The organism is Halomonas chromatireducens (genome assembly GCF_001545155.1).
GTDB classification, from domain to species: Bacteria; Pseudomonadota; Gammaproteobacteria; order Pseudomonadales; family Halomonadaceae; genus Halomonas; species Halomonas chromatireducens.
In genome coordinates, this window is the sequence record NZ_CP014226.1 from 1,740,475 (window position 1) to 1,765,333 (window position 24,859).

At 63.7% G+C, this 24,859-nt stretch carries 23 protein-coding genes; 12 read left to right on the top strand and 11 right to left on the bottom strand.

The window, feature by feature from the left end; genetic code table 11:
* The first annotated feature begins 101 nt into the window (after positions 1-101).
* The 4 genes from LOKO_RS08065 to LOKO_RS08080 all read left to right on the top strand — a co-directional run bounded on the left by LOKO_RS08065 (position 102) and on the right by LOKO_RS08080 (position 3,197).
* Positions 102-1,097 (top strand): TRAP transporter substrate-binding protein, encoded by a 996-nt coding sequence (locus LOKO_RS08065; protein WP_066447458.1) that lies wholly within the window; start codon positions 102-104, stop codon positions 1,095-1,097.
* Positions 1,098-1,643 carry a TRAP transporter small permease gene (locus LOKO_RS08070; RefSeq protein ID WP_066447460.1) on the top strand — a complete coding sequence of 182 codons (546 nt, stop codon included), beginning with the start codon at positions 1,098-1,100 and terminating at the stop codon, positions 1,641-1,643.
* Positions 1,640-2,899: a TRAP transporter large permease gene (locus LOKO_RS08075; RefSeq protein WP_066447463.1), complete on the top strand. Its 1,260-nt coding sequence runs from the start codon at positions 1,640-1,642 to the stop codon at positions 2,897-2,899. The genes LOKO_RS08070 and LOKO_RS08075 overlap by 4 nt, the downstream gene beginning before the upstream one ends.
* A gap of 76 nt (positions 2,900-2,975) precedes the next feature.
* On the top strand, positions 2,976-3,197 hold the full coding sequence (locus tag LOKO_RS08080) for a hypothetical protein (protein ID WP_410505408.1): 222 nt from the start codon (positions 2,976-2,978) through the stop codon (positions 3,195-3,197).
* 44 nt (positions 3,198-3,241) lie between these two features.
* Here LOKO_RS08080 and LOKO_RS08085 read toward each other — a convergent pair whose 3' ends face one another.
* The 10 genes from LOKO_RS08085 to ribA form a co-directional block, all read right to left on the bottom strand.
* Positions 3,242-3,844: a DUF938 domain-containing protein gene (locus LOKO_RS08085; RefSeq protein ID WP_066452279.1), complete on the bottom strand. Its 603-nt coding sequence runs from the start codon at positions 3,842-3,844 to the stop codon at positions 3,242-3,244.
* Positions 3,845-3,950: 106 nt separating this feature from the next.
* Positions 3,951-5,303, bottom strand: coding sequence for an HTH domain-containing protein (locus LOKO_RS08090; RefSeq protein ID WP_066447468.1), 1,353 nt, complete (start codon positions 5,301-5,303; stop codon positions 3,951-3,953).
* A 19-nt stretch (positions 5,304-5,322) separates the two neighbouring features.
* The gene (locus LOKO_RS18780) at positions 5,323-6,711 is read right to left on the bottom strand and encodes a DUF418 domain-containing protein (RefSeq protein ID WP_083517499.1); all 1,389 of its coding nucleotides are present in this window, start codon (positions 6,709-6,711) and stop codon (positions 5,323-5,325) included.
* Entirely contained in the window at positions 6,711-7,610 is a 900-nt protein-coding gene (locus tag LOKO_RS08100) for a branched-chain amino acid ABC transporter permease (RefSeq protein WP_066447471.1), read from the bottom strand. The genes LOKO_RS18780 and LOKO_RS08100 overlap by 1 nt, the downstream gene beginning before the upstream one ends.
* A 156-nt stretch (positions 7,611-7,766) precedes the next feature.
* Positions 7,767-9,089: an ABC transporter substrate-binding protein gene (locus LOKO_RS08105; RefSeq protein WP_066447473.1), complete on the bottom strand. Its 1,323-nt coding sequence runs from the start codon at positions 9,087-9,089 to the stop codon at positions 7,767-7,769.
* A gap of 107 nt (positions 9,090-9,196) precedes the next feature.
* On the bottom strand, positions 9,197-10,537 hold the full coding sequence (locus LOKO_RS08110) for an ABC transporter substrate-binding protein (RefSeq protein ID WP_201025371.1): 1,341 nt from the start codon (positions 10,535-10,537) through the stop codon (positions 9,197-9,199).
* A 222-nt stretch (positions 10,538-10,759) separates the two neighbouring features.
* Positions 10,760-12,106: a sigma-54-dependent transcriptional regulator gene (locus tag LOKO_RS08115; RefSeq protein WP_066447474.1), complete on the bottom strand. Its 1,347-nt coding sequence runs from the start codon at positions 12,104-12,106 to the stop codon at positions 10,760-10,762.
* A 38-nt stretch (positions 12,107-12,144) separates the two neighbouring features.
* Positions 12,145-13,866 (bottom strand): sensor histidine kinase, encoded by a 1,722-nt coding sequence (locus LOKO_RS08120; protein ID WP_066447477.1) that lies wholly within the window; start codon positions 13,864-13,866, stop codon positions 12,145-12,147.
* A 185-nt stretch (positions 13,867-14,051) separates the two neighbouring features.
* Complete coding sequence (gene trhA, locus LOKO_RS08125; RefSeq protein ID WP_066447480.1) at positions 14,052-14,711, bottom strand: PAQR family membrane homeostasis protein TrhA; 660 nt, start codon at positions 14,709-14,711, stop codon at positions 14,052-14,054.
* A 39-nt stretch (positions 14,712-14,750) separates the two neighbouring features.
* Entirely contained in the window at positions 14,751-15,386 is a 636-nt protein-coding gene (ribA, locus tag LOKO_RS08130; RefSeq protein ID WP_066447484.1) for a GTP cyclohydrolase II, read from the bottom strand.
* Between the two features lie 185 nt (positions 15,387-15,571).
* Between ribA and hemE the strand changes: the two genes are divergently transcribed.
* Together hemE and LOKO_RS08140 are read left to right on the top strand one after the other, a co-directional pair.
* Positions 15,572-16,654: a uroporphyrinogen decarboxylase gene (hemE, locus tag LOKO_RS08135; RefSeq protein WP_144439638.1), complete on the top strand. Its 1,083-nt coding sequence runs from the start codon at positions 15,572-15,574 to the stop codon at positions 16,652-16,654.
* A complete protein-coding gene (locus tag LOKO_RS08140; protein WP_066447489.1) occupies positions 16,647-17,015 on the top strand; it encodes a VanZ family protein in 369 nt (122 codons plus the stop codon). The genes hemE and LOKO_RS08140 overlap by 8 nt, the downstream gene beginning before the upstream one ends.
* Positions 17,016-17,288: 273 nt before the next feature.
* Here LOKO_RS08140 and LOKO_RS08145 read toward each other — a convergent pair whose 3' ends face one another.
* On the bottom strand, positions 17,289-17,813 hold the full coding sequence (locus tag LOKO_RS08145; RefSeq protein ID WP_066452281.1) for a peptidylprolyl isomerase: 525 nt from the start codon (positions 17,811-17,813) through the stop codon (positions 17,289-17,291).
* A 377-nt stretch (positions 17,814-18,190) separates the two neighbouring features.
* Between LOKO_RS08145 and LOKO_RS08150 the strand changes: the two genes are divergently transcribed.
* The 6 genes from LOKO_RS08150 to LOKO_RS08175 all read left to right on the top strand — a co-directional run bounded on the left by LOKO_RS08150 (position 18,191) and on the right by LOKO_RS08175 (position 24,830).
* On the top strand, positions 18,191-20,194 hold the full coding sequence (locus tag LOKO_RS08150) for a heme lyase CcmF/NrfE family subunit (protein WP_066447492.1): 2,004 nt from the start codon (positions 18,191-18,193) through the stop codon (positions 20,192-20,194).
* Complete coding sequence (locus LOKO_RS08155; protein ID WP_066447495.1) at positions 20,194-20,757, top strand: DsbE family thiol:disulfide interchange protein; 564 nt, start codon at positions 20,194-20,196, stop codon at positions 20,755-20,757. Before LOKO_RS08150 ends, LOKO_RS08155 begins: the two co-directional genes overlap by 1 nt.
* Positions 20,754-21,227 (top strand): cytochrome c-type biogenesis protein, encoded by a 474-nt coding sequence (locus LOKO_RS08160; RefSeq protein ID WP_066447499.1) that lies wholly within the window; start codon positions 20,754-20,756, stop codon positions 21,225-21,227. Before LOKO_RS08155 ends, LOKO_RS08160 begins: the two co-directional genes overlap by 4 nt.
* 15 nt (positions 21,228-21,242) lie before the next feature.
* On the top strand, positions 21,243-22,148 hold the full coding sequence (gene ccmI / locus LOKO_RS08165) for a c-type cytochrome biogenesis protein CcmI (protein WP_066447502.1): 906 nt from the start codon (positions 21,243-21,245) through the stop codon (positions 22,146-22,148).
* Positions 22,149-22,176: 28 nt separating this feature from the next.
* Positions 22,177-22,944, top strand: coding sequence for a Crp/Fnr family transcriptional regulator (locus tag LOKO_RS08170; RefSeq protein ID WP_066447505.1), 768 nt, complete (start codon positions 22,177-22,179; stop codon positions 22,942-22,944).
* A gap of 269 nt (positions 22,945-23,213) precedes the next feature.
* A complete protein-coding gene (locus LOKO_RS08175; protein WP_201025372.1) occupies positions 23,214-24,830 on the top strand; it encodes a cytochrome D1 domain-containing protein in 1,617 nt (538 codons plus the stop codon).
* Positions 24,831-24,859 lie beyond the last annotated feature (29 nt).

Sequence of the window (24,859 nt, forward strand, 5' to 3'; positions counted from 1 at the left end):
ACGCGGCGCTTTTGTAACCATTTGGTATCATTGCCGTTGACCCCCTCGGCCGCCCTGGGGCATGCTCGGTGACGGATCGTCCCGAGAGAGGAATAACGACAATGAAAATCGCAGCACGCGCAACGCTGGCCCTGGCCGTTTCTCTGGCCATGGCGACCGCCACCCAAGCCTCCGACTTCGAGGAGATGGACCCCGTCACCCTTCGCCTGGCCCATGTGGTCAATGAGCAGGACGGCTTTCATATCGCCGCGGTGAAGTTTCAGGAACTGGTCGCCGAACGCACCGAGGGTGCGGTCACCATCGATATCTATCCCAATGCTTCGCTGGGCGACGAGCGCACCCTGCTCGAAGGCATGCAGATCGGCACCGTGGACATGGGCGTGATCACCAACGGACCGGTGGCCAACTTCGTCGAGGAGATGGCGGTATTCGAACTCCCGTTCCTCTTCCCCTCGCCGGAAGCGGCCTATGAGGTGCTCGATGGTCCCATTGGCCAGGAACTCCTCGACAAGCTTGGCGAGGTGAACCTCAAGGGCCTGGCCTATGCCGAGCGCGGCTTTCGCAATCTGACCAACAGCGAGCGTGAGGTCCGCACCCCCGACGATATCGACGGCCTGCGCATCCGCGTGATGGAGAACCCGGTCTATACCGATACCTTCACCGAGCTCGGCGCCAACGCCATCCCCATGGCCTGGACCGAGGCGCTTACCGCCATGCAGCAGGGCACCATCGACGGCCAGGAGAACCCGGTCAACGTCATCCACTCGTTCAAGCTCAACGAGACCCAGTCCCATATGACCCTGTCGCGGCACACCTACGCCCCGGCGATCTTCGTCATGGGCATGCCGGTCTGGAACAACCTGCCGGAGGCAGCCCAGGACGTGCTGCGCCAGGCCGCGCAAGAAGCCGCCGAGCATGAGCGCCGCTACAACGCCGAAATGGAAGCCGAACAGCTCGCCGATCTGCGCGCCGCCGGCATGCAGATCGTCGACGACGCGGACCTAGAAGCCTTCCAGGCTGCCGTGGCACCGGTCTACGAAAAATACGGTGAGCAGTTCGGCGATTATCTGACGCGCATCCAGGAGGCGCTGGAATAGGTGTCAAGTCGCTCCCAGGCGCTGCTCAGGTTCCTGCAGCGCCTTGAACACGTCCTCGATGCCGTCATACAGCCCGTGGTCTTTGCGGGCATGGCGGCATTGATCGGCGTGATAACCCTGCAGATCGTCTCGCGCGTCTTCTTCTCCGCCGTCGGCTGGACCGAAGAGGTCGCGCGGTTCCTGCTGGTGTGGATCACCTTCCTTGGCGCCACGCTGGCCTTCCAGCGCGGCCGCCATATCGCCGTGACCTTCGTGGTCGAGGCGCTGCCCGGTCGGCTGCAGCAGCTATTGCGCGTGGCGGCGGTGCTGGTCGTTCTCGTCTTCATGGTCGCACTGATCGTCATAGGTCATCGCTACATGCAGGCGCAGAGCTTCCAGAAATCGGCTTCGCTGCGCCTCTCCATGACCTATGTCTACGCCATTATCCCCATCAGCGCCGCCATCATGGCCTGGTACGCCCTCGTCGACCTGGTCGAGCTGATTGTCAACGGCCCCGGCACGACCGCCGGCATCGGCAGCGGAACCGCCGAGGAACCGCCGGCATGACGGGCCTGCTGTTCGCGCTGTTCTTCCTCTTCATGCTGGCAGGAGTACCCATCGCCCTGGCCATCGGGGCCAGCACGATGCTGGCACTCAATGCACAGGGTGTACCGCTGATGGTGGTCACCCAGCAGATGTTCCAGGGCATCAACTCCTTTGCCCTGGTAGCGGTACCCATGTTCATCCTCGCCGGCGACCTGATGGCCCAGGGCAAGGTCAGCGAGAAGCTGGTCGATTTTGCCGATTCGCTGTTCGGCTTCCTCAAGGGGGGGCTGTCCATCGTCTCGGTATTGGCCGGGATGTTCTTCGCCGCCATTTCGGGTTCCGGTGCCGCTACCACCGCCGCGGTGGGTTCGAGCCTGGTGCCGGAACTGCGCAAGAAGGGCTACGATCCCGCGTCGGCGGCCAGCCTGATCGCCGCCAGCGGTACCATCGGCGTGGTGATACCGCCCTCGGTGCCGATGATCATCTATGCGGTGATCGCCCAGCAGTCGGTCTCGAAGCTGTTCCTCAACGGTTTCATTCCCGGCCTGGTCATGGGGCTGGGGCTGATGGCGATAGCCATCACCCAGGCCTACCGGCGCAACTACCCTCGCGGCACGGCGCTCTCCCTGGCCACCATCTGGCGCACGCTCAAGAGTGCCAGCTGGGGCCTGATGACCCCGGTGATCATTCTCGGCGGCATCTTCTCCGGCATCTTCACGCCCAGCGAGGCGGCGGTGGTGGCGGTCAACTACGCCCTGCTCGTATCGCTATTCGTCTATCGCGACCTGAAGATTCCCGACGTCTACCGCATCCTGATCCGCTCGGCGATCACCACCTCGGTGATCATGCTGGTCATCGCCACCTCGGCGGTACTCAGCTGGACGCTGTCGAGCTGGCAGGTGCCCGGCGCCATCGCCCAGGCGGTGCTCTCGATCTCCACGAACCCCTACGTGATCATGCTGCTGGTCGTGGCGGTAATCCTGCTTACCGGCGTATTCATCGAGACAGCCAGTGCCCTGATCATTCTGACCCCGGTGCTGTTGCCGCTGGTTCTCCAACTGGGTATCGACCCGATCCACTTCGGCCTGATCATTGTGGTGGGGCTGGCCATCGGCATGATCACCCCGCCGGTGGCGATCAATCTCTATGTCGCCTCGTCGGTGACCCAACTGCCGCTGGAGCGCATCACCCGTGCCATCATTCCCTATCTCCTGGGCCTGATCGGGGTGCTGCTGCTGGTGGTCTACGTGCCGATCATGCTGGGCATATCGGGCTGACCCAAATCAGGCGCTTGACGCCCGCACGGCATGGCCTCAGGCTTGCCGCATCAGCCTCTTGTTGAAGGGATTCATCGTGATTCGAGTGACTCATTTCCTGCCGGCCTCCGGCGCGCTGCTGGCCATTGCCCTGCTCGCCGGCTGCACCACCTATACCTTCCAGGATGGCAGCCGGGAGACCCTCTGGGGCGTGCCGGCCGAGGAGGAAACCCGGCGCTTTGAAGACGACCGCCAGGCCGAGGGCGTGCGCTATCGGGTGCCGGGTGAGATCGAGGAAAGGCCCGAAGCCGCCGAGTAAGCCGAATAGAGCACCGCATCTAGTTGCGGGATAAGCCTCATGGCTCACTGCGAGCGCCGCAGCACCACGCTGAGATTATTGGCCGGCATCTCGACCACGCGCTCAAGCACCAGGCCATGGCGTTCGGCTTCCTCCGTCACCGATTCCAGTTCGCGCACCCCCCAGCGGGGGTCGCGAGCCTTGAGGTCGGCATCGAAGGCTTCGTTGCTGGGCGACGTATGGCGTCCTGCCCGCCGATAAGGGCCATAGAGATAGAGCACACCGCCTTCGGTCAACCGCCTTCCGGCACAGGCCATCAACGCCTCGGTGACCTCCCAGGGCGAAATATGGATCAGGTTGATTGCGGCAATGGCGTCGAACGGCCCCGCAGGGCAGACCGTCGTCACGTCCAGCGACATGGGCGGAAGCAGGTTGGGTAGCCCGGCGTGCTCCCGCCACGCCTCGATGGAACGGCGGGCATGGGGGTTCGGGTCGCTGGGCTGCCACTCCCATCCCGGCATGGCGCCGGCGCAATAGACGCCGTGTTCGCCAGTGCCGCTGGCCACTTCCAGGATGGTCGCCTTCTCGGGCAGCACATCCTGCAACACGTCCAGGATGGGCTGGCGATTGCGAGCGGCCGCAGGGCTCTTCAAGCGGGCGTTGTCCATGACACCTCGGCGAGTTTCGTCGGTTTCGCTAACCATAACAGCCCTGCCAACCGCGCACATCATGCAACCGCCTCCGGAGAGCGACCGGCGCCCATTCGCTCCAGACCTACGGCGATGCAGCGACCTCCAGGGAGGCTTCGGTACGTCGATGCGCGGGTCGATCCTTCAGCCCGGCCCAATAGGCTTCGAACTCAGGGCGCTTGTCCAGGGTGCCGAACTGCATCCCCCAGCCAATGTGGGAGCCGACATAAACGTCTGCTGCAGTGAAGGTGTCCCCCGCGATGTAACGTCGTCCTCTCACGGCCGAAGCGAGGGTGTCGACCACCGTCGCAACGTTGCCGCACCCCAATTGCATCTCCTGCTCTGCCGTCAGATCCACGCCACAGCTGTTAAGCGAGATGGCCAGCTCCAGCGGCCCGGCCGCAAAGAACAGCCAGCGGTAGTAATCACCGCGTGCCGCCGGCTGCGGTAACAGCCCCGCATCGGGAAACGCGTCTGCCAGGTAGGCGCAGATCGCCGCAGCCTCGGTGACGACGATATCGCCATGCCGAATCGCCGGCACCTTGCCCATGGGGTTGATCGCCAGATAATCGGGGCTTTTCATGGATGCACCGTACTCCAGTACCTCCATCCGGTAAGGGACACCGATCTCCTCCAGCATCCAGTGCACGATGCCCGCCCGCGACCACGGGTTGGTGTAAAAGATAAGCTCCTGTTCCATTGTCGACTGCTCCTTCTCTTGTCTTGGGGTGGAAAGAGGATAGACCGGGGCAGTGACAGAACATGGCAGCAGCGTTTGCAGCCACTCCTTGTGTAGCAGATGCCGACGACGGGGATAGCGCTGTCCGGTCATGACCGCCCCCTCGATGCGATCGGCACGAAAGTGGCGAAACTCCCCTCGAAGTTCACACCAGGCCGCAACGACACGGGTCGATTCGAAGAAAGCGATGGCGCAGGGCCAGATGGTGCGGGAAGAATGCCGACCCAGTTGGTCACGATAGGCAATATCGAGCTTCTGCTCGTCCCTTATCGCCCGGCGGAGCAACTTTAGATCCACGGACTGTGGCCGCTTCCAGCCGGGGCCGATGACGAGCGCCGAGTCCTCCAACCGGTGCCGCTGGTCACCGGGCAGCACCGCGGCAACCTTGGCGAGGGCTTCACCGGCTGCCACGGCCAGCCCTTCGTCAGCACGCTCTTCCACCCATTTCAGGCCCAGGGCCACGGCTTCCAGCTCCTCCTCGGAGAACATCAGCGGCGGCAACAGCATTCCAGGCTTCAGCACATAGCCAAGCCCCGCTTCTCCCTCGACATCGGCACCGATTGCCTTGAGCGCTGCAATATCCCGATACAAAGTCCGCAACGATATGCCCAGCTCCTCCGCCAGCACGGCACCGCTGACGGGGCGACGGTGGTGTCGCAGGCATTGCATGAGGTCGAATAGCCGTGTCGTCCGGGACATGGAAATTGCCTGTCTTGGGTTATAGACGACGAAAAGGCTGACGCTGACCGTAGGTCAGAGAGCGCCATAGCCATTCCAGTGGACCCGCGCGAAAATGGCGCAACCAGATCGGCGACAACAGCAGTTGGACTAGCCAGATGGCCAGGACGATGGCGATCTGGCCCGTCCGCTCGACCTGGCCGAACAGCGCCAAGCCCTGGCCATAGAAGAGCAAGACACCGATGACGGTCTGCAGGATATAGTGAGTAAAGGCCATCCGCCCCACGGCTGCCAGCCGCTGCGTCAGCCAGCGGAGTGCCCCATGCCGCAGCAGCAGCATGATACCGGCCACCCAGCCGAGACTGACCGGCAGGCTCCCCCAGTAGTTGAACTGGCTGCCGAGAAAGAGCGACTGCGGTCCCCAGTCGTTGGCAAAGTTCCACACGACGCCATAACCCACCAGCGGCAGGCCGATCAGCAACCCAGCCATCAGCAGGCACCAGTAGGTCACATTGGAAGCCAGGCCACTCAACACGCCGAGCCGGTACAGTCCCATACCGATCAGCAGCAGCACGATGCCCAGGATCATTTGCCAGGTGTGGGGCATGAACTCCACCGCGTAGGTGCGCACCAGGGCGAAGAGCATGGCGGCGATGAAGGCCGCGGCCACATGGCCAGTACCGCCCAGCAGCGCGATGAAGACGAATTCACCGGAAATCGTCCAGTAGGCCATTTCGGGGTCGACGTGGCCGGCAGCCAGTGCCGTCAGCGAACCGCCTATGGCACCGATGGCTGCGGCCAGCACGTAGTTGATGTAGAGCACCTGGCGGCGTGAGATGCCCATGTATTCGACGCGCACCTCGTTCTCGCGGATGGCCTCGCAGGCCAGGCCGATGCTGGACTGGAAGAAGCGATTGAGAAACAGCGCGACCAGCAGGCCGAGGACCAGCGCGAGCCAGAACACCCCCATGCCGGACTGCGGCACCCAGCCGAGCAGGGACCACTCAACCACGCTGAAGCCGTCCGTGCTGCCCAGGTTGTGGCTCTTGACCAGTACGCCGAACAGGATCATCGAGAACGCCATGGTCAGCATGGCGAAGAAGATCTCCCGGTATCGGGTCAACAGCAGGCCGAGAATCATGGCCAGCGCCGTCGAGGCCAGTACGCCCAGGAGAATCAGCAGCAGGGCGTCCTGAATACCCCAGAAGCGACCGCCCATGCCTACCGCATAGCCCCCGATACAGAAGAACAGGCCCTGGCCGAAAGAGACCAGCCCGGAGCGCATCAGCATGACCACGCCCAGCACCACCAGTGCCTTGGCGACCGCCAGCGTGGTGGTGAAGATCAGCCAGTTGGGGCTCATCAAGCCGGCCAGGCCAATGCCCACGGCGGCGGCAATCATCAGGGCTTCGGATTTCTGGATACTCATCAGATTTTCCTCGCGATTGCCTGGCCGAACAGGCCGTTGGGCCGAAAGATCAGCACCCCGGCCATGACGGCGTAGATGATGAACAGTTCGAACTGGGGCATGGTGTGGATCGAGGTGGCCCGTGCCAGGCCGACGATGATGGCACCCGCCGCCGCACCGGTGATGCTACCCAGTCCACCGGTGACCACCACCGCGAAGGCCAGCACGATGACCTCGATACCGATACCCGGTACCACGGAGATGATCGGCGCGGTGATGCCACCGGCGACCGCGCCCAGGGTGGCGCCAATAATGAAGGTAATGGTGAACATGCGGCGTACGTTGACGCCCATGGCTTCCGAGACTTCCCGGTCATGGATGATGGAGCGCAGGATCTTGCCGGTGTGGGTACGCTCCAGCCAGAACCACAGGCCAAGGCCGATGACGGCGGACAGACACAGCACCATGATGTCGTAGCCGGAGACAGTCAGGACGTCGATCTCCACTCGCCCCATGGCGGCGTAGGGCTGCCAGGCGAAATAAGGGGTCGTGCCCCACAGCAGCTTCATCACATCTTCAAGAATCAGCAGGATCGCGAAGGTGACGATCAGCATGAGTATCTCGTCGCGGCCGTACATCAGCCGCAGGATGCCCCGTTCGATCAACAGCCCGCTGATGGCGCCGATGAGCAGGGCGCAGCTGGCCAGAATGGCGAAGGCCATCCATAGCTGGCTGCCGCCACCGGCGTAATACCAGCCGAGGGCCGAAGCCGCGGCGTAGGCGCCCAGGGCATAGAGACTGCCGTGGGCCATGTTCAGAATTCTCATGACGCCGTAGATGACGGTCAGGCCCGCCGCCACCAGGAAGAGCCATGAGGCATAGATGAAACCATCGATCAGTATTGCCCAGACCGTTAACATCTCGCGTGCTCCTGTTATCGGTTAGGAACCACTGCTGGCGCTCGGCGTCATGCCTCCGACCACTCGAGGAGCGGTGGCACAGGATTTAGACGTATCAAGCGGAGGGCAGTGACTCCCGGTGGCCGGCAACCCGAAGGTTGCCGGCAGGGGAGAGTGTCAGTCGCACTGGGCGCCGGGGAACCCGGCTTCGATCCACTCCTGGGCGTTCTGGCCATCCGGCGCGGAGACGCATTCGCCGCGGTAGGAGCGCACGTTACGCAGCTCGGCACCTTCACCGGGGGTGTAGTGGTACTCGCCGTAGAGCATGTCCTGCATGGCCTGGTGGCCATCGGCCAGGGCCATGCGCACGGTGCCGCTGACGGATTCGAACTCGGCCCCTTTCAGGGTGCTGGCAAGCTGCTCGCTGGTGGGTACCCCGTCGGCGCCGGAATTGTCGGCGGCAAACTTCAGGGCAAGGATGGCCTGGGCCATTTTCGAGGAGGGGTAGCTGGGCTTGGTGCCGTGCTCGGCTTCGTAGGCTTCGTTGAACCACTCACTCAGCGCGTTTTCCGGCATGAAGGCACCGAAGGGGCCACGTCCGCCCAGGATGGTGCCGTTGGGGGCCTGACCCTGGAACCGGTGCAGACCGGATTCACCCGTGGTCAGGATGGCGGTTGCCTGGCCCAGCAGGCCGCGGGAATTGGCCTGGGAGACGAAAGACTCCATGTCGCCACCCCACATGCTGGAATGGACGATCTCGGGTCGGCGGGGCTGCAGCGCGGATATCTCGCTGCCGTAGCTGCCCGAGAAGAGCTGTGGCGTCTGGTTGTTGACCATCTCGGCGTCCGGCATCAGCTGCTCCATGGAGAGCGTGAAGTCGAGCCAGGAGTCCTGCCCCCAGGCGTAGTTCTGCTGGATGCCGGCGATGCGTGTAACGTCGGGGTGGAGGTCTAGCAGATAGCGTGCCGCACCCACGTTGTCGGCGACGGCATCGAGACCGGTGCGGAAGAAGTAGGTGGGGTTGTCGAGTTCCTCGAACATGCGCGGGGTGCCGCAGTCGAAGGCGATGGTGAAGGTCCGCAGCTCTTCGGCCACGGGGCCGACGGCCAGGCAGTCGCCGCTGGAGATGTAGCCGATCACCGCATTCACGTTCTGGCGCTGCACCAGGTTGCGATACTCCTCGACCTGCTGGGTGGGGCCGCCGGCCTCGTCGACGACCACGGATTCAAGCCGCAAGCCGTTGACACCAGGTGTGTCGTAGGGGGGAGGAAGCTCCCCGGCATTGATCGCCTTGATCACGGTTTCCGCTGCCTGGGCGGCGGGAACGCCAAAGGGCCCCGAGGCGCCCCCGGAGAGAAAGGTGACCAGGCCGACCTTGAAGGTCTCTTCTGCCTGAACTGTCGCGCTGACGCCCAACATCCCCACCGAGGCGATGGCCGCGGCGGTGGTGGTGCTGAGCAGGGTACGCTTCCAGCTTCCGGGTTGAGTGGCGTGCTTCATGGTTCTACTCCTTGATTGTTGTTGTGTGCCATGTGGCGTTGCTCTGTTCTGCGGTGCGTCGTTATCTTGCAAGGTACTGGTGCTGCTTGAAGAAAACGGTGGAGGAACTAGTCACCACCGGGCGTACCGCGCCGCCTCTCGATGAGAGCTGGCGAGGGTTTCAGGGATTCGGCGTCGTAGACTTTCCAGTTCCCCAGAACCACTTGGGCAGGGGGGTAATCCTGGCTGGGCACCGGTGTGCCGATGGCCTGGGCCTGGATGATCTGATGGGTCTCGGCGTCGATGTAGGAGACGTAGCCTTCCGGGTCCTTGGGCAAGTGGATTTCCAGGCCTTGCAGCGCCTCGACCATTGCTTCGGTGTCGGTCACGTCACCGGCCAGGGTGATGGCCTTGGCGACGGTGAGGATGCCGGCCCAGGCACCCTGCGCCGAATAGTTGGGGTAGCGGCCGGAGCGTTCGTGGAACCGCTCCACGAACTGGCGGTTCAGCGCCGTCGGGGGCCAGTTGACGTGGTGGCGGGCGGAGAGAATCAGGCCTTCCGGCGGTGTGTCGCCGAGGGCAACCAGGGTCTCGTAATCGCCTCCGGTATCGAAGTTGGCCACCCGCATCTGGCTGAACAGGCGGGTTGTGCGGGCCTGGTCGATGAAGGCAGTGAAATCCCCGCCCCACAGCGCGACCACCAGCACGTCCGGCGGCGACTCGAGCAGCGACTGAATATAGAGGGAGTAATCCGGCTCGTAGAGTTTCGGCCAGTAGCTGCCGGTTACCTGGTAGTCGACATCGTAGAGTTCGAAGGCCTCCTGCAGGTCGCGCCAGGCGACTCGACCGTATTCGTAGTCGGGGCCGAGGAAGGCGATCTTGCTCCACCCTTCTTGTTGCTGGAGTTCCTGCAGGTATTTCGCACCGGCGGCCTGGGAGTGCCAGGTATCGCTGGAGACCCTGAAATAGTAGCGATGCCCCTCTTCCAGCGCCGCGCGGGAGGAGGCGTGGTCGGTGCCGATGAGGATGGTCTTGCGCTGCCGGGCCAGACGGCTGACGGCCATGCCGACGCCGGAGCTGACCATGCCGCAGAGAATGTTGGCGTTATCCTGCTCGATGAAATCTTCGGCCATGCGCACCGCGAAGGAGGCCTTGGAGCGGGAGTCATCGACAATGACGCGCAGGCGGGGCGCCGCCGGGTCGGTGGCCAGCTCGTCGAGGGCCATGCGGATCGCGACGATACTGTCCCGCCCATAGCTGGCGGAGCGCCCGGTCATGGGATACAGGCAGGCGATGGTGGCGTCGGCATCTGCGGCGTCCGCACCCAGTTCCACCCGGCCCACCGAGGTCGTTTCGTAGAGTGCCTCTGTGCCATGGGCGGCGGGTAGGCCGTACAGAGCCAGCATCAGGGTGGTGGCGAAAACGCGAGCGCCCTGTGCGGAGCGCAGGCGAGTTATCAGTCCCGGCAAGGTTGCCTCCTGGACCGGTTGAGTCCGGCGTGTGGTCGTTGATTGTTGTTATAAACCTGCTGGTCTATAGCATGAGCAATAAGCGTGCCATGCCGAGAGTGCCCCATTTCCGGGGCGCTCTCGGCCACAGCGGTACGAGAGGTGAGCGGATAGCGCTCATCGGCGCGAGAGGGTGAGCGGTTACCGCTCGGCCAGGATCTTCGGCCAGGTGAGAGCCTTCGGCTAGGCCAGCCCCAGGCGTTGCAGGCGGCGCTTGAAGGCGTGGCGCGACAGCCCCAGTTGCTGGGCGGCCTGACCCTTGTGGCCACTGGTCTTGTCGAGCGCATCGAGCACCAGCTGCCGTTCGGTACTCTGCAGGCGCTCGCCGAGAGAGGGGTCGTGAGCCTGGTCGCTTGCTGCCGAGCCTTGATGGAACTCGGTGGGTAGCTGGCTGGGACGAATCCGCTGGCCGGGATACAGGATGGTCAGGCGCTCTACCAGGTTGCGCAGCTCCCGCACATTGCCCGGCCAGCTATAGGCGATCAGCAGGTCGAGCGTCTCCCTGGGCACGGTGATGGGCCGACAACCCTCCTCCCGGGCCTGGGCTTCGATGAAGACCTGCAGCAGCTCTTCGATATCCGCGCCCCGATCGCGTAGCGGGGGGATGGAGAGTTCAATGACATTGAGGCGGAAGAATAGGTCCTCCCGGAAGTGCCCGTTGCGGACTTCGGCTTCCAGTGAGCGGTTGGTCGCGGCGATGACACGGGCATCGGCAGTATGGCTGGCAGACCCGCCCACCGGTCGGTAGTCGCCATTCTCGAGGAAATGCAGGAACTTGGCCTGGAGGGGCAGGGGCAACTCGCCGATCTCATCCAGGAACAGCGTGCCGCCATGGGCAAGGGCCACCAGGCCGGATCGCTTCTGATGCGCGCCGGTGTAAGCCCCCTTCTCTGCACCGAACAGCTCCGCCTCGATCAATTGCTCCGGCAGGGCGGCGCAGTTGATCTCCACAAAGGCGTTGTCGCTGCGCGGGCTCTGGTCGTGGATGGCCCTGGCCACCACGGCCTTGCCGGTGCCGGACTCGCCCAGCAGCAGTATGCGGCCGGCACTGCTTCCGGCGATGCGCTGGATGGTCTGCCAGAGCTGCTCCATGGCATCGCTGCCCCCCACCAGCCCCGAGGAGGAGGCGCCACGGCTACGGTGGTAGGCCAGCTCATCGCGCATCTGAGTGCGCTTGGTGATGGCTCCGACGAGATGCAGCAGCTCGTCCAGGGCAAAGGGTTTGGTGAGATAGTCGGTCGCGCCGGCCTTGACGGCCTGCACGGCGGCTCGTGTATCGCCGTGGGCCGACACCATCACCACCGGCAGCTCCGGGTAAAGGCGAGCGGCGGTATCGAGCACTTCCATGCCACTCATCTTCGGCAGGCGCAGATCCAGCAGCATCAGCCCTGGCTGGGCGTCCGCCAGTGCGGTCAGGGCCGCTTCGCCGGAATGGGCGCTGCGGGTGGTGAAGCCGGCTTCTTCCAGGGCGAATGTCAGCGAACGGACGAAGCTCTTTTCGTCATCGACGATCAGGATATCTGTATGCATGGCGTTTTCTGATTGTTGCTCTTGTTATGGTAGCGGCGCTACGAGTCCTGCTGTGCTGAATCCTGCTGTGCTAAGGAGTCGGCCGGCACCAGGGGGAGTCTCATGGATACGGTCGTGCCCTTTCCCGGTGTGCTATGGATCTCCAGCCTGCCACCGTTCAGTTCTATCAGTTGACGGGTAATGCTCAAGCCGAGCCCCGTGCCTTCCTGGCGAGTGGTGAAGAACGGCTCCATCACCTGGGCCAGGATCGTCTCATCCATGCCGCAGCCGTCGTCGATGATCTCAATCGTCACGCTGTCACCGCTGGGGAACGCCTTCAGCTGCACCTGGCAGCCCGGTTCGCACGCCTGGATGGCATTGGCGACCAGGTTGACCAGGCACTGGATCACCTGGTCCGGGCTGGCATAGACAGCGAGGCACGGATTGCCACTGACGGTGACGGTAATGCCCCGCCTGTCGGCAAGGCCGGAGGTCAAGATGGAAGCGTGCCTGAATACCTGGCCGATCGCCACGGCTTGCGGCTCACCGGCGACTGGCCGGCCGTAATCCAGCAGGTCGCCGACGACCCGGTTGAGCCGGTCGATCTCCTCTTCCACGGATATTAGTAGATCACGGCGCCGGCTATCCGGCTCGCCCTTTTCCAGGGCTTGTACCGTCAGCTTGATCGTTGCCAGCGGGTTGCGCACTTCATGGGCCACGCCAGTGGCGAATTCGCCCAGCACTGCCATCTTCTCTGCCTGTACGGTTCGCTCGATCATCTCCTGCAGCCGGTCGGCCATGGCGTTGAACGCATGGGCGACCACATCGATTTCGTCCTTGTCGTTTCTGGGGGTCAGCAGCCGGAAGTGCAGGTTGCCGGAGGCGAAGGCTTCGGCCCCTGCAACCAGTCGGCTCACCCGTCGGCGCAGGCTTCTGGCCAACGCCCAGAATAGGGCGACGATGCCGAGTGCCATCACGCCGGCAAGCGCATACAGGCCGAACTGTGCATTACGTAGCGGGCTGAGAATGTCTCCGGCGGAAACCAGATAGTCAATGCGCCAGCCGGGCAGCACTTCCGGGCCGGTTCGCAGCCCTTCCGGTTCGCTGTCATGAAGGTTCCCCGTTGGATCCAGCAGGTCACCGGCGGGCGTTCTCAGGAACGGCCGCAGCACGCCTGCCAGACTTTCGGTGCGCATCAGTTCGGTCAGGGAAGCCAGGCGCACATGAAGCGCTATCGCTCCGTCGGTGCTCTGGCCGGCGATGTCTCTCAGCGGCTGACGGATGAGCAGCCAGCCGGGGCCGCTGCCCGTGGTCAGGCTCGGGCCGATGATCTCGCTGGTGCCCAGATAGACGGAAGGCAGCTCAAGGATTGACCAGTTATCGCGGCCCCAGTAGGGCTGCCCGGATGCCGCCTGACCGGGGATGACCTCGGACAGTTTGTCGCTGGCGTCGAAGAAGAGGATGCCATAGAGATCGGGCGCGTCGGCTTCCACCCGTACGAGCTCCTGCAGGCCTTCCGGTACCGCATCGCTGTAGAGCAGATAAAGCGGCATGGAGGGGTGGGTCGAAAGGGTTTCGAGCTGGTAGATGCGGTTCTCGATGAAGTTGGTCAGCCGGTTGGCCGTGCCCGCTACCTGGGCTTCCAGCCGCTCACCGGCCAGGCGCTCCGTGACTGAATCCGCGACCGTCGCGTAGAGCGCGCTCAGCACCGCCACCGAACCGATCATCAGTGTCAGCGACAGGAACGAATAGCGACCAACCAGACTGAGCCGGGGCTTCATGTGCGTCCTATATTTTTATAGTAAATCGTGCTTTTCCCATGTTTTACACGAAAGAAGCCTCGTTCATGAAGCGCTATATTTTTCCCTGCGCCACTCCAGCGCAATGGCAAGGGGGCCGGCCCGCAAGAGACAGGGTGCCTGGGATTGAGTTTAGAAACAGGGCCTGGAAATTGCGCTCAGAGAGCCTACGCCCCATGCGGCAGCACCGCGGCATATACGGCGAAGTAGTGGCAGGTGCTGCCGCCGAGCACGAACAGATGCCAGATGGCGTGGTTGTAGGGGATCGCACTGATGGCGAAGAAGATCACGCCGAGGGTATAGGTGATTCCGCCGGCAGCCAGCAGGACGATGCCGCTGGTCGACAGGCTGGCCGACATCTCGCCGCTGGCGAAGACGATCAGCCAGCCCATGACCAGATAGATGGCCACCCGCAGTACGGTGAAGCGGTGAGGCCAGGCGAGCTTGCAGGCGATCCCGGCGAGTGCCAGGGACCAGACGATGGCGAACAGCGTCCAGCCCGTGGGGCCGCGCATGTTGACCAGCAGGAAGGGGGTATAGGTACCGGCGATCAGCAGGTAGATGGCGCAGTGATCCAGGTGCTGGAACAGCCGCTTGAGCCGAATATGCGTGATGCCGTGATAGAGGGTCGAGGCGGTATAGAGCAGTACCAGGGTGATGCCATAAAGGCTGATGCCGACGAGCTTCCACGGGTCGACGTGGGCCGCGAGACTGGCCAGCACGATCAATACCACCACCCCGACAAGGCTCAGGATGGCACCAACACCATGACTGATGCTGTTGAGCAGCTCCTCGATGACGCTGTGGTGGTGCTGGCTAAGGGGCATGGCTCTCACTCAGAAGGGCACCCGATGCCGTGGTGCAGCTCAGGGCTTGCGTTCGATATCCACATCGTTGGCCTGGGTGAAGTCGCCCAACGCCATCATGTGGCCGAGCTTGCCAGCCTTGGTGGAAAGATAGTGCTCGTTATGAGGATTTAGACCGGTGGTGAGGGGCACTCGTTCCATGATGGTGACACCGGCCTGGGTCAAGGCGTCGACCTTGCGCGGGTTATTGGTCATCAACCGCAGCCCATCGATGCCCAGGTGGTCGAGCATCGGGACGCAGAGATCGTAGCGGCGCATGTCGGCACCGAAGCCGAGCTGTTCGTTGGCTTCCACGGTATCGGCTCCCTGGTCCTGCAGGTGATAGGCGCGGATCTTGTTGAGCAGGCCGATGCCGCGACCCTCCTGGCGCAGGTAGAAGAGCACGCCGCGCCCCTCGTCGGCGATGCGCTTGAGCGCCTCCTGCAACTGGTAGCCGCAGTCGCAGCGCATCGAGAACAGGGCGTCCCCGGTCAGGCACTCGGAGTGAACCCGCCCCAGTACAGGCTTGCCATCGGCTACGTCGCCAAGGGTCAGGGCGATGTGGTCCTTGCCGGTGGCATCGTCCTCGAAGCCATGCATGGTGAAGGTGGCCCAGGGAGTGGGCAGCCGGGAGGCGGCGATGAATCGAATCGTCACGGGGTACCTCGGTGAAAGACCACGGCGATGCCGGAAGTGAATCCCGTATTCTAACAGGAACGCCGTCGGGGCTCACGAATGTGCGGCTTGCCGGGCGGCGTTCGCGTTTTCCCTTGGCCTCGGTCAAGCCCTGCGCAAATTCATGCGCTACAATAGCTCGACATTTCCTGTGGATGACTGCCTGCATGGAACTCAAGAACGATCGTTTTTTGCGCGCCCTGGCGCGTCAGCCGGTGGACCGCACTCCGGTGTGGATGATGCGTCAGGCCGGCCGCTACCTGCCGGAATATCGCGCTACCCGTGCCGTGGCCGGTGACTTCATGGACCTGTGTCGCAACCACGACCTGGCCTGCGAGGTGACGCTGCAGCCGTTGGAGCGCTACCCGCTGGATGCCGCGATCCTGTTCTCGGACATTCTGACCATCCCCGATGCGATGGGGCTGGGACTCTACTTCGAGACCGGCGAGGGTCCGAAATTCCGCAAGCCGGTGCGTACCGTGGCGGACGTGGAAGCGCTGAAGGCGCCGGATACCGAGCGTGACCTGGACTACGTGATGCGGGCCGTATCGACCATTCGCCGCGAGCTGAATGGCCGCGTGCCGCTGATCGGGTTCTCCGGCAGCCCCTGGACATTGGCCACCTATATGGTCGAGGGCAGCTCTAGCAAGGACTTCCGTCACGTGAAGACCATGCTCTATGACAACCCCGACGCCATGCATCAGCTGCTCGATACCCTGGCACACTCGGTCACCGACTACCTGAACGCCCAGATCAGGGCAGGTGCCCAGGCGGTACAGATCTTCGACACCTGGGGTGGCGTACTCTCCACGCCGGCCTATCTGGAGTTCTCGCTGCGCTACATGGAGCAGATCGTTGCCGGCCTGATCCGCGAGCATGAGGGCCGGCGCGTGCCGGTGATCCTGTTCACCAAGAACGGGGGCCAGTGGCTCGAGGATATCGCCCTGGCAGGCCCGGATGCACTGGGCATCGACTGGACCACCGAGCTTTCCGACGCCCGCGCCCGGGTCGGACACAAGGTGGCGCTGCAGGGAAACCTGGACCCCAACGTGCTGTTCGCCCGTCCAGCGGCGATTCGCGCCGAGGTGGGCCGGATCCTCGACAGCTACGGCAACGGCCCGGGGCATATCTTCAACCTGGGCCATGGCATCAGCCAGTTCACCGACCCGGACAACGTCACTGCCTTCATGGACGCGTTGAACGAACTCAGCCCACAATACCACCGTACCATCCAGTACCAGAATGCCTGACAGAAGCACGCTGCAAACCTGGCATGACCGGCACCGCCTCTGGGCGGTGCTGGCGATTGTGGGAGCTATTGTCATTGCCATCGGCAGCCTGACCCCGGGTAGCGAGATGCCCGAGAGTCTGCCCTGGGACAAGTTCAATCATTTCGTCGGTTACGGTGGCTTGGCGGGGCTGGTGGCGCTGGCAGGGGTGCGGCTCCCCTGGGCCTTCGCCACGGCGGTGTTCTATGGCATCTTCATCGAATACCTGCAGATACCGGTGCCCGGCCGCAGCGGTGGGGACTGGTGGGATATCCTCGCCAACAGCCTCGGCGCGGCAACTGCCGTGCTTGTACTGCATGTCTTTCGTAAAAGGTTGACCTGATTACTCACCTTGATCAGCCATCGGGCCAATCTTGAGCCACACTGAAAGAGGCCTCCGCCGAGGCGCCTGACGGCGCCAGTCGCGATGCAGAGCAGCGCTCCGACAGCGATTCTTTCCACCAACGGTGCCACGACGCTGTCGGAGGAAGCTTCAGCTCCGGTCCGAAGCTTCATAAAAACACCGGCCTAGGCTTGCGGCACTGATACGCAGCGACGCCCCGTCACCGCAAGGTGACGGGGCGTCGTCGTTTTCAGCCTGGCAATGACGACGAACCTAGCGCAGTTCGGCGCGCTCGATGATCACCGGCTCGGCGGGCACGTCCTGGAAGGGACCGCTGGTGGTAGTGGGCACCGCGCGTATGGCGTCCACCACGTCCATGCCATCCACTACCTGGCCGAACACCGCATAGCCCCAGGCCTGGCCGGAGTGGGTGCCCTGATGGTCGAGGAAGGCGTTGTCGGACACATTGATGAAGAACTGGGCGGTGGCCGAGTGGGGGGCGCCGGTGCGGGCCATGGCCAGGGTGCCGCGCTCGTTCTTCAGGCCGTTGTCGGCTTCGTTGGTAATCGGATCCCGGGTGGGCTTCTGGCGGAAATCCTCATCGAAGCCGCCGCCCTGGATCATGAAACCGTCGATCACGCGGTGGAAGATGGTGCCGTCATAGTGGCCGTCCTGGAGGTAGGTCAGGAAGTTGTTGACGCTTTCCGGAGCCTGTTCCTGGAACAGCTCGATGGCGATCTCGCCGTGGTTGGTATGCAGGATGACATCGGCGTCGGTCGCATTGGCCTGGGCGGCCAGCGGTAGAGTGCCGGCGACAAGAAGGGTCAACAGGGTTCGTTTCAGCACTGGAGGCTCCTGTTCGTGGAACGAAGGGATGTTGTTTGTGTGCCTAGCTTACGGTCTGTGAGGCCCTGCTGTCAGGCTTTCGATGCCTGAGGCCGCGGCGCGACATACCGCCACGCTGGATTGTTTGACGTGGATCACATGTGACCGGAGTAAAGAAGTACTTGGTATGGCTTTTATGCGCCGATCGCCGGACCATTCAGTCATGCAGGTCGAGGCACCTTGCGCCGATGTCTTCCAAGCCGCGATGCCTCGCCCACCAATACCCAGATCGTGACCGGCTGACAGGGTGATCCTCTCCGAGCCGGGGATAGGCAGGAGGTAGCCAATCCATGGTGGCGGAACTCGGAAATTTTGCACTCATACTGGCGCTGTGCCTGGCGGTTATCCAGAGCGTACTGCCCTTGCTGGGCACCTACTGCGACAATGGCCGCCTGATGCGTACGGGACGCTTCCTGGCCACCGGCCAGTTCGTCTTCCTGTCGCTCTCCCTGGCGGTACTGATATGGGCCTTCGTGGTCAGTGACTTCTCGGTGCGCTATGTGGCCAGTCACTCCAGCCTCAGCCAGCCGACGATCTACAAGGTCACGGCCGTCTGGGGCGGCCACGAGGGCTCGCTGCTGCTGTGGGTGTGGCTGCTGGCGGCCTGGGGTGTCGCCGTGGCGATCTTCAGCCGAACGCTGCCCCGGGAGATGCTGGCCCGGGTGCTGGCCGTGCTCGGCATGGTCTCGGTGGGCTTCCTTGCCTTTACCGTGTTCACCTCCAACCCCTTCGAACGCATCGTTCCGGGACCCATGGATGGGCGCGGCATGAACCCGCTGCTGCAGGACCCGGGGATGATCCTGCATCCGCCGCTGCTCTACATGGGCTATGTGGGAACGGCGGTGGTCTTCGCCTTCGCCATGGCGGCCCTGCTCGGAGGCCGTCTCGATGCCGCCTGGGCACGTTGGTCGCGACCCTGGACCACGGTGGCCTGGGTGTTTCTGACCCTGGGGATCGCCATCGGTAGCTGGTGGGCCTACTACGAGCTGGGCTGGGGCGGCTGGTGGTTCTGGGACCCGGTCGAGAATGCCTCCTTCCTGCCCTGGCTCACCGCCACCGCGCTGATCCATTCGCTGGCGGTGACGGAGAAGCGCGGCGGCTTCAAGGTCTGGACGCTGATGCTGGCGATCCTTACCTTTGCCCTGACCGTGCTGGGTGCCTTCATCGTGCGCTCGGGCGTCATTACATCGGTTCATGCCTTCGCCACCGACCCGGAGCGCGGCGTGTTCATCCTGGGCATGCTGGCATTGACCCTGCTGGGTTCGCTGACCGTCTACGCCTGGCGGGCCCCCAAGGTGGGGCTTGGCGGCTCCTTCGCCTGGTACTCCCGCGAATCGCTGATGATGGCCAACAACGTGCTGTTGGCAGTGGCCTGCGCCGCGGTATTCATCGGCACCCTCTATCCGCTGGCGCTGGACGCCTTCGGCCTGGGCAAGATCTCGGTGGGCCCTCCCTACTTCGATACCGTCTTCGCCCCGCTGATGCTGCCGCTGCTGTTCCTGATCGGCCTCGGCCCCGCGGTGATGTGGAAACAGGCCAACCCCAGCGACACCTTCCGCCAGCTGCGCTGGGCGCTGCTGGTGAGCGTCATCGCCGGGGGACTCTGGCCCCTCACCATGGGCGCCTGGCGGCCGCTGACCGCGCTGTCGCTGATGCTGGCGACCTGGATCATCGTCACCGCGCTGCTGGATATCCACAAGCGCATGGGGTCGGCGAGGCAGCCCCTGGCCACTCGGCTGCGAAAGGTGATGCGCCCCAGCTTCATGGGCATGCACCTGGCCCACGTGGGACTGGCGCTGATCGTGGTGGCCATCGCCATGGTCAACACCTACGAGGTGGAGCGCGACGTACGCATGGAGCCTGGCCAGACTACCTCGGCGGCGGGCTTCGACTTCACCCTGCAGCGCATGGAAATGGTGCGTGGCCCCAACTGGGATGCCGACCAGGCGGTCGTCGATGTGACCCGTGACGGCCGGCCGGTGGCGACCCTGCTGCCCCAGCGGCGCTACTACGATACGCAGCCCCAGAACCCCATGCATCAGGCGTCCTTGCACCGTGCGGCGACCCGTGATGTCTACGTCTCCCTCGGCGAACGGCTGGTGGGCGATGCCTGGAGTTTCCGTCTCTACTACAAGCCCTACATGTTCTGGATGTGGTCCGGTGCCATCCTGCTCTCCGTGGGTGGGCTACTGGCGGCCAGCGACCGACGCTATCGGCTGGCACGCAATCGCGCCGTCGATACGCGCCACGCCGGCACCCAGGGCAGCGGCCCGGCGCGGGAGGTGACCACCTGATGAACCTGCGTCTGTTGATACCTTTGATCGCCATATCGGCCCTGCTCGGCCTGCTGTTCATCGGCCTGGGCATGAACTCACGCGACCTGCCTTCGCCGCTGGTGGGCAAGCCGGCACCGGCCTTCCAGCTCGAGGCGCTGGAAGACGCCGAGCATATCCTCACCGAGCAGGATTTCATCGGTGAAGTGGCGCTGGTCAATGTCTGGGCCACCTGGTGCAGCACCTGCCGCGCCGAGAAGCCGCTGCTGATGGAGCTGGCTGCCGGCGGCATTCCCATCCATGCCTTCAACTATCGCGACGAGCGCGACGCGGCACTGCGCTATCTCAGTGTCAGCGACAACCCCTATCAGGTCATCGCCTACGACCCCCGCGGGGATGCCGGTATCGATTGGGGCGTCTACGCCACGCCGGAGACCTATGTGCTCGATGCCGAAGGCGTGATCCGCTACAAGCGCATCGGGCCGCTCAACCGGCAGCTGCTGCTCGACGAGGTGCTGCCGCTGGTTGAAAAGCTGCGCGATGAACAGCGCAGGAATGAGGCGAGGAGGGTGGCACAGTCATGAAGCGATCCCTGTTCCTGAGCCTGCTTGGCTTGCCGCTCTGGTTGGCGGCAGGGCTTGCCATGGCACTGGCCATCGGCCAGCCGATCGAGTTCGAAAGCGAAGCCCAGAAGCGCCAGTACGACACCCTGGTGCGCGAGCTGCGTTGCACGGTGTGCCAGAGCGAAACCATCCATGAATCCAACGCCGAGCTGGCCGCCGACATGCGCCGCCGGGTCTACGACATGACCCTGGCCGGCCACGATGCCGACGCCATCGTCGACTTCATGGTGCAGCGCTACGGCGATTACGTACGCTATCGCCCCCCCCTGCAGGCCAATACCGCCCTGCTGTGGGCCAGCCCCTTCCTGCTGTTGCTGATCGGGGGGGTAGCCTGGTGGCGAATGATCGTGGGGCGCAAGCGCATGCCGCAGCGCCCGGAATTCACCCAGCAGGAGCGCGAGACGCTTCAGCGGCTGCGTAGCGGCGACTGATCGCCGGAGGTGATGATGAACGGAATTTTTCTGCTTTCTGCCATGGTGCTGTGCGTGATGGCGCTTGCCTTCGTGGTCTATCCGCTGCTGCGTGAGCCGCGTCAGGAGACGGGCCACTCTCGGCGGGCGATCAACCTGAGGGTGCATCGTGACCGTGTCCGTGAGCTCGATCAGGACCTGGCGACAGGCACCCTGACCCAAGAGCAGTACGACACCGCGTTGGCCGATCTCGAGCGGGAGCTGCTCGACAGCGGCAGCATTGAGCCGGATGCGGTGGACAACAATGCGGCCCATGAAGCTCGCGGACCGAGGCGAGTGGCCGCCATCGCTGCCTTTGCCAGTATCGCCGTGCTGCCGTTCATGGCCGTGGGGCTCTATCTGGGCGTTGGCTATGCCGATGAGGTCTTTGCCACGCAGCTGCCCCCGGGGGAGATGGCTAGCATGCAGGAGCCCGCACCGGCTTCCGATGAGGCGATGCAGCGCCAGTTCGAGAGGCTCGCCCAGGAGCTGCAGGGGCGGCTGGCGCAGAACCCCGATGACCTGGAGGGCTGGATCCTGCTCGGCCGGACACTGACGTTCATGGACGACCTGGCGGCGGCGGAGCGCGCCTTCCGCGAAGCGATGGTCCATGGCGGCGATCGCGATCCGAACCTGTTGACCCGCTATGCGGATGTGCTGGCGGAGCGGCAGGGCAGCCTGGAGGGGGAGCCCCGTGAGCTGATCGAGCGTGCGCTTTCCATCGACCCCGACCACGCTCAGGGGCTGTGGATGGCCGGTTCGCTGGCGTTCGAAGAGGCGGATCTCGACGCTGCACGACGGCACTGGGAGCGGCTGCTCGGCGTCCTGCCGGATGAGTCGCCGGAGGCAGACATCATCCGCGGCAACCTGTCCCAGGTAGCCCTTTCCGCGGCGGAGGGTTGAACGTGAAGTCATATTCGAGGAGGTGGTCATGAGGCCGACATTGAGCCGTGAGGCACTGCAGGCCGTTCGGCAGGTGCCGTTATTCCGGGGTCTGGAAGACGAGACCCTGGCGCTGCTGACCGGCGGCGCCGTGGAGCGTAGCTATCGACGCGGTACGCTGCTGTTCAGTGAAGGCGAGCCCGCGGATCGCTTCTATGTTGTGCTGGATGGCTGGGTCAAGCTCTTTCGCGAGAGCCCCGACGGCAACGAGTGCATGGTGGGGCTGTTCACACGCGGTGAGTCCTTCGCCGAGGCGGCGATGTTCGACCGGCTGGGCTTTCCCGTTCACGCAGCGGTGGCCGAGGATGCCCGACTGCTGGTGTTCACCGCCGACCACTTCCTGACCACCCTGGAGCAGAACCACGGCCTGGCTCTCAACCTGCTGGCCAACCTGTCGGGGCTGCTGCGCTACCTGGTGCGCCAGCTCGATCAGTTGACCAACCAGCCCACCTATCAGCGGCTGGCCGCCTTCATCGTCTCGCTTTGCCCCTGTGATGCCCATCAGGCTACCGTCTGCCTGCCCTGCGACAAGATGCTGATTGCCGGACGCCTGGGCATGAAGCCCGAAAGCTTTTCCCGTGCCATGGCGCGCCTCAGGGAGGTCGGTGTCACCTGTGAGCGCAACTGTGTGCAGATCGATGATGTCGCGGCCCTGCGCAATTTCGCCAATGCCTGCGGTCAGCCATCGGTGGCTCCGGCGGTTCTTAACGGAGGCGCGAAGTCCTCCGTTCGCGGCATAATCCAGCCCTGTCGCTGAGTGCCGAATCCTTCCCCATCCGCTGCCTTTCGTCGGCCCGATTCTTTCGGGCCAACACCTTTTTGGCAAATTTCTTGGCGTCTCTTGTGACATAAGTCAACTCCAGGATGCATCTATTGACAGTGGTCAAGTGAGGGGGGCGTGAAAGCTGCTCTACTTGGTTCAGGTGGAGGGTGGCTGATGGCCATGACCGACTGGAATCCAACAAAGTGGTCAGGCTGGGGCACCCGCCAGGTACTACCCGAAGGGGAAACCAAGCGAGGCACGTTATGCACAAGAGAGCATTGAGCAAGGGGATTTTTGCCCTCAGCTTCCCGCTGGCCGCCATGATGGGCACCGCCCACGCCGCGGCCCCGGAAATGTCAGCGGAAGAGATGGACCGGGCTAGCGCCATTTACTTCCAGCGCTGCGCCGGCTGTCACGGCACCCTGCGCAAGGGCGCCACCGGCCCGGGTCTGCTGCCCGAGGACACCCAGGAGATGGGCCAGCGTCGTCTGGAAAGCATCATCTCGCTGGGTACCGAAGGCGGGATGAACAACTTCGACGGCATCCTGGACGAAGAGGAGATCACCCTGATCTCCAAGTACATCCAGCAGACGCCGGAAGAGCCGCCGGAAATGTCGCTGGCCGACATCCGCGACACCTGGGAAATCGTGGTACCGCAGGACCAGTGGCCGGACGAGCCGCAGCATGACCTCAACTGGGAAAACTTCATGGTCACGATCCTGCGTGACCGTGGCGCCATGGGCATCATCGACGGCGACACCAAGGAACTCGTCACCGAGGCCGAGACCGGCTATGCCGTTCACGTGGCCAAGTCGAGCTCCGACGGCCGCTTCTGGTACGTCCAGGGTCGCGACGGCCGCCTGTCGAAGATCGACCTGTGGATGGATCCGCCCCAGGTGACCGCCGAGGTGTTCATCGGTATCGACGCCCGCGACGTGGCCGTCTCCCACTATGGCGAGTGGGCGGACAAGTACGTCATCGGTGGTGGCTACTGGCCCCCGCACTTCGTGATCGCCGATGCTCACACCATGGAGCCGCTGAAGGTCGTTTCTACCCGTGGCTACAACACCGAAGGTGAGTATGTCCACGAGGCCCGTGTGGCGGCGCTCTATGACACGCCCCATGCGCCCACCTTCCTGGTCAACGTCAAGGAGACCGGGCAGGTCTGGCAGGTCGATTACAGCGATATCGACAACTTGCGTATGGACCAAATCGCGTCTGCCGAGTACCTGCACGACGGCTTCTTCGATTCCACCGGCCGCTACTTCATGATCGCGGCCAACTTCAGCCACAAGATGGCGTTCATCGACACCGTGGAGCGCAAGCTCGTCAGCATGCTGAATACCGGTGAGATCCCGCACCCGGGGCCGGGCGCCAACTGGATCGACCCGGAGTGTGGTCCGGTAGCCGGCACCACTCACCTGGGTGAAGGCCTCGTGACCTTCTGGGGCACCGACCCGGAGAACAATCCGGATCATGCATGGGAGATCTGTGGCACCGTCGAGACCGACGGCCCGGGGCTCTTCCTGCGCAGCCATCCGGACTCCCCGCACGTCTGGATCGACCAGTCCATGCACCCGGAGGCCGACGTCAACCAGTGGGTCATGGTCATGGACAAGGAGACCCGCGAGCTGACTCCGATCCACGTTGCTGACCGTCCGCGCGAGCATGATGCCGTGGCACTGCACTTCGAATACGACAAGTCCGGTACCGAAGTGTGGGTCTCCATCTGGGCCCGCGGCCGTGGCCATCAGGATGATGGCGCCATCGTGATCTATGACGACAAGACCATGGAAGAGATTGGACGGGTCGAGAACCTGAACACGCCGACCGGCAAGTTCAACGTCTACAACCGTCTGAAGAAGTACGAGCGCGGCTAAGCCGAGCTGCCGGAGCGCCCTCAGGGCGC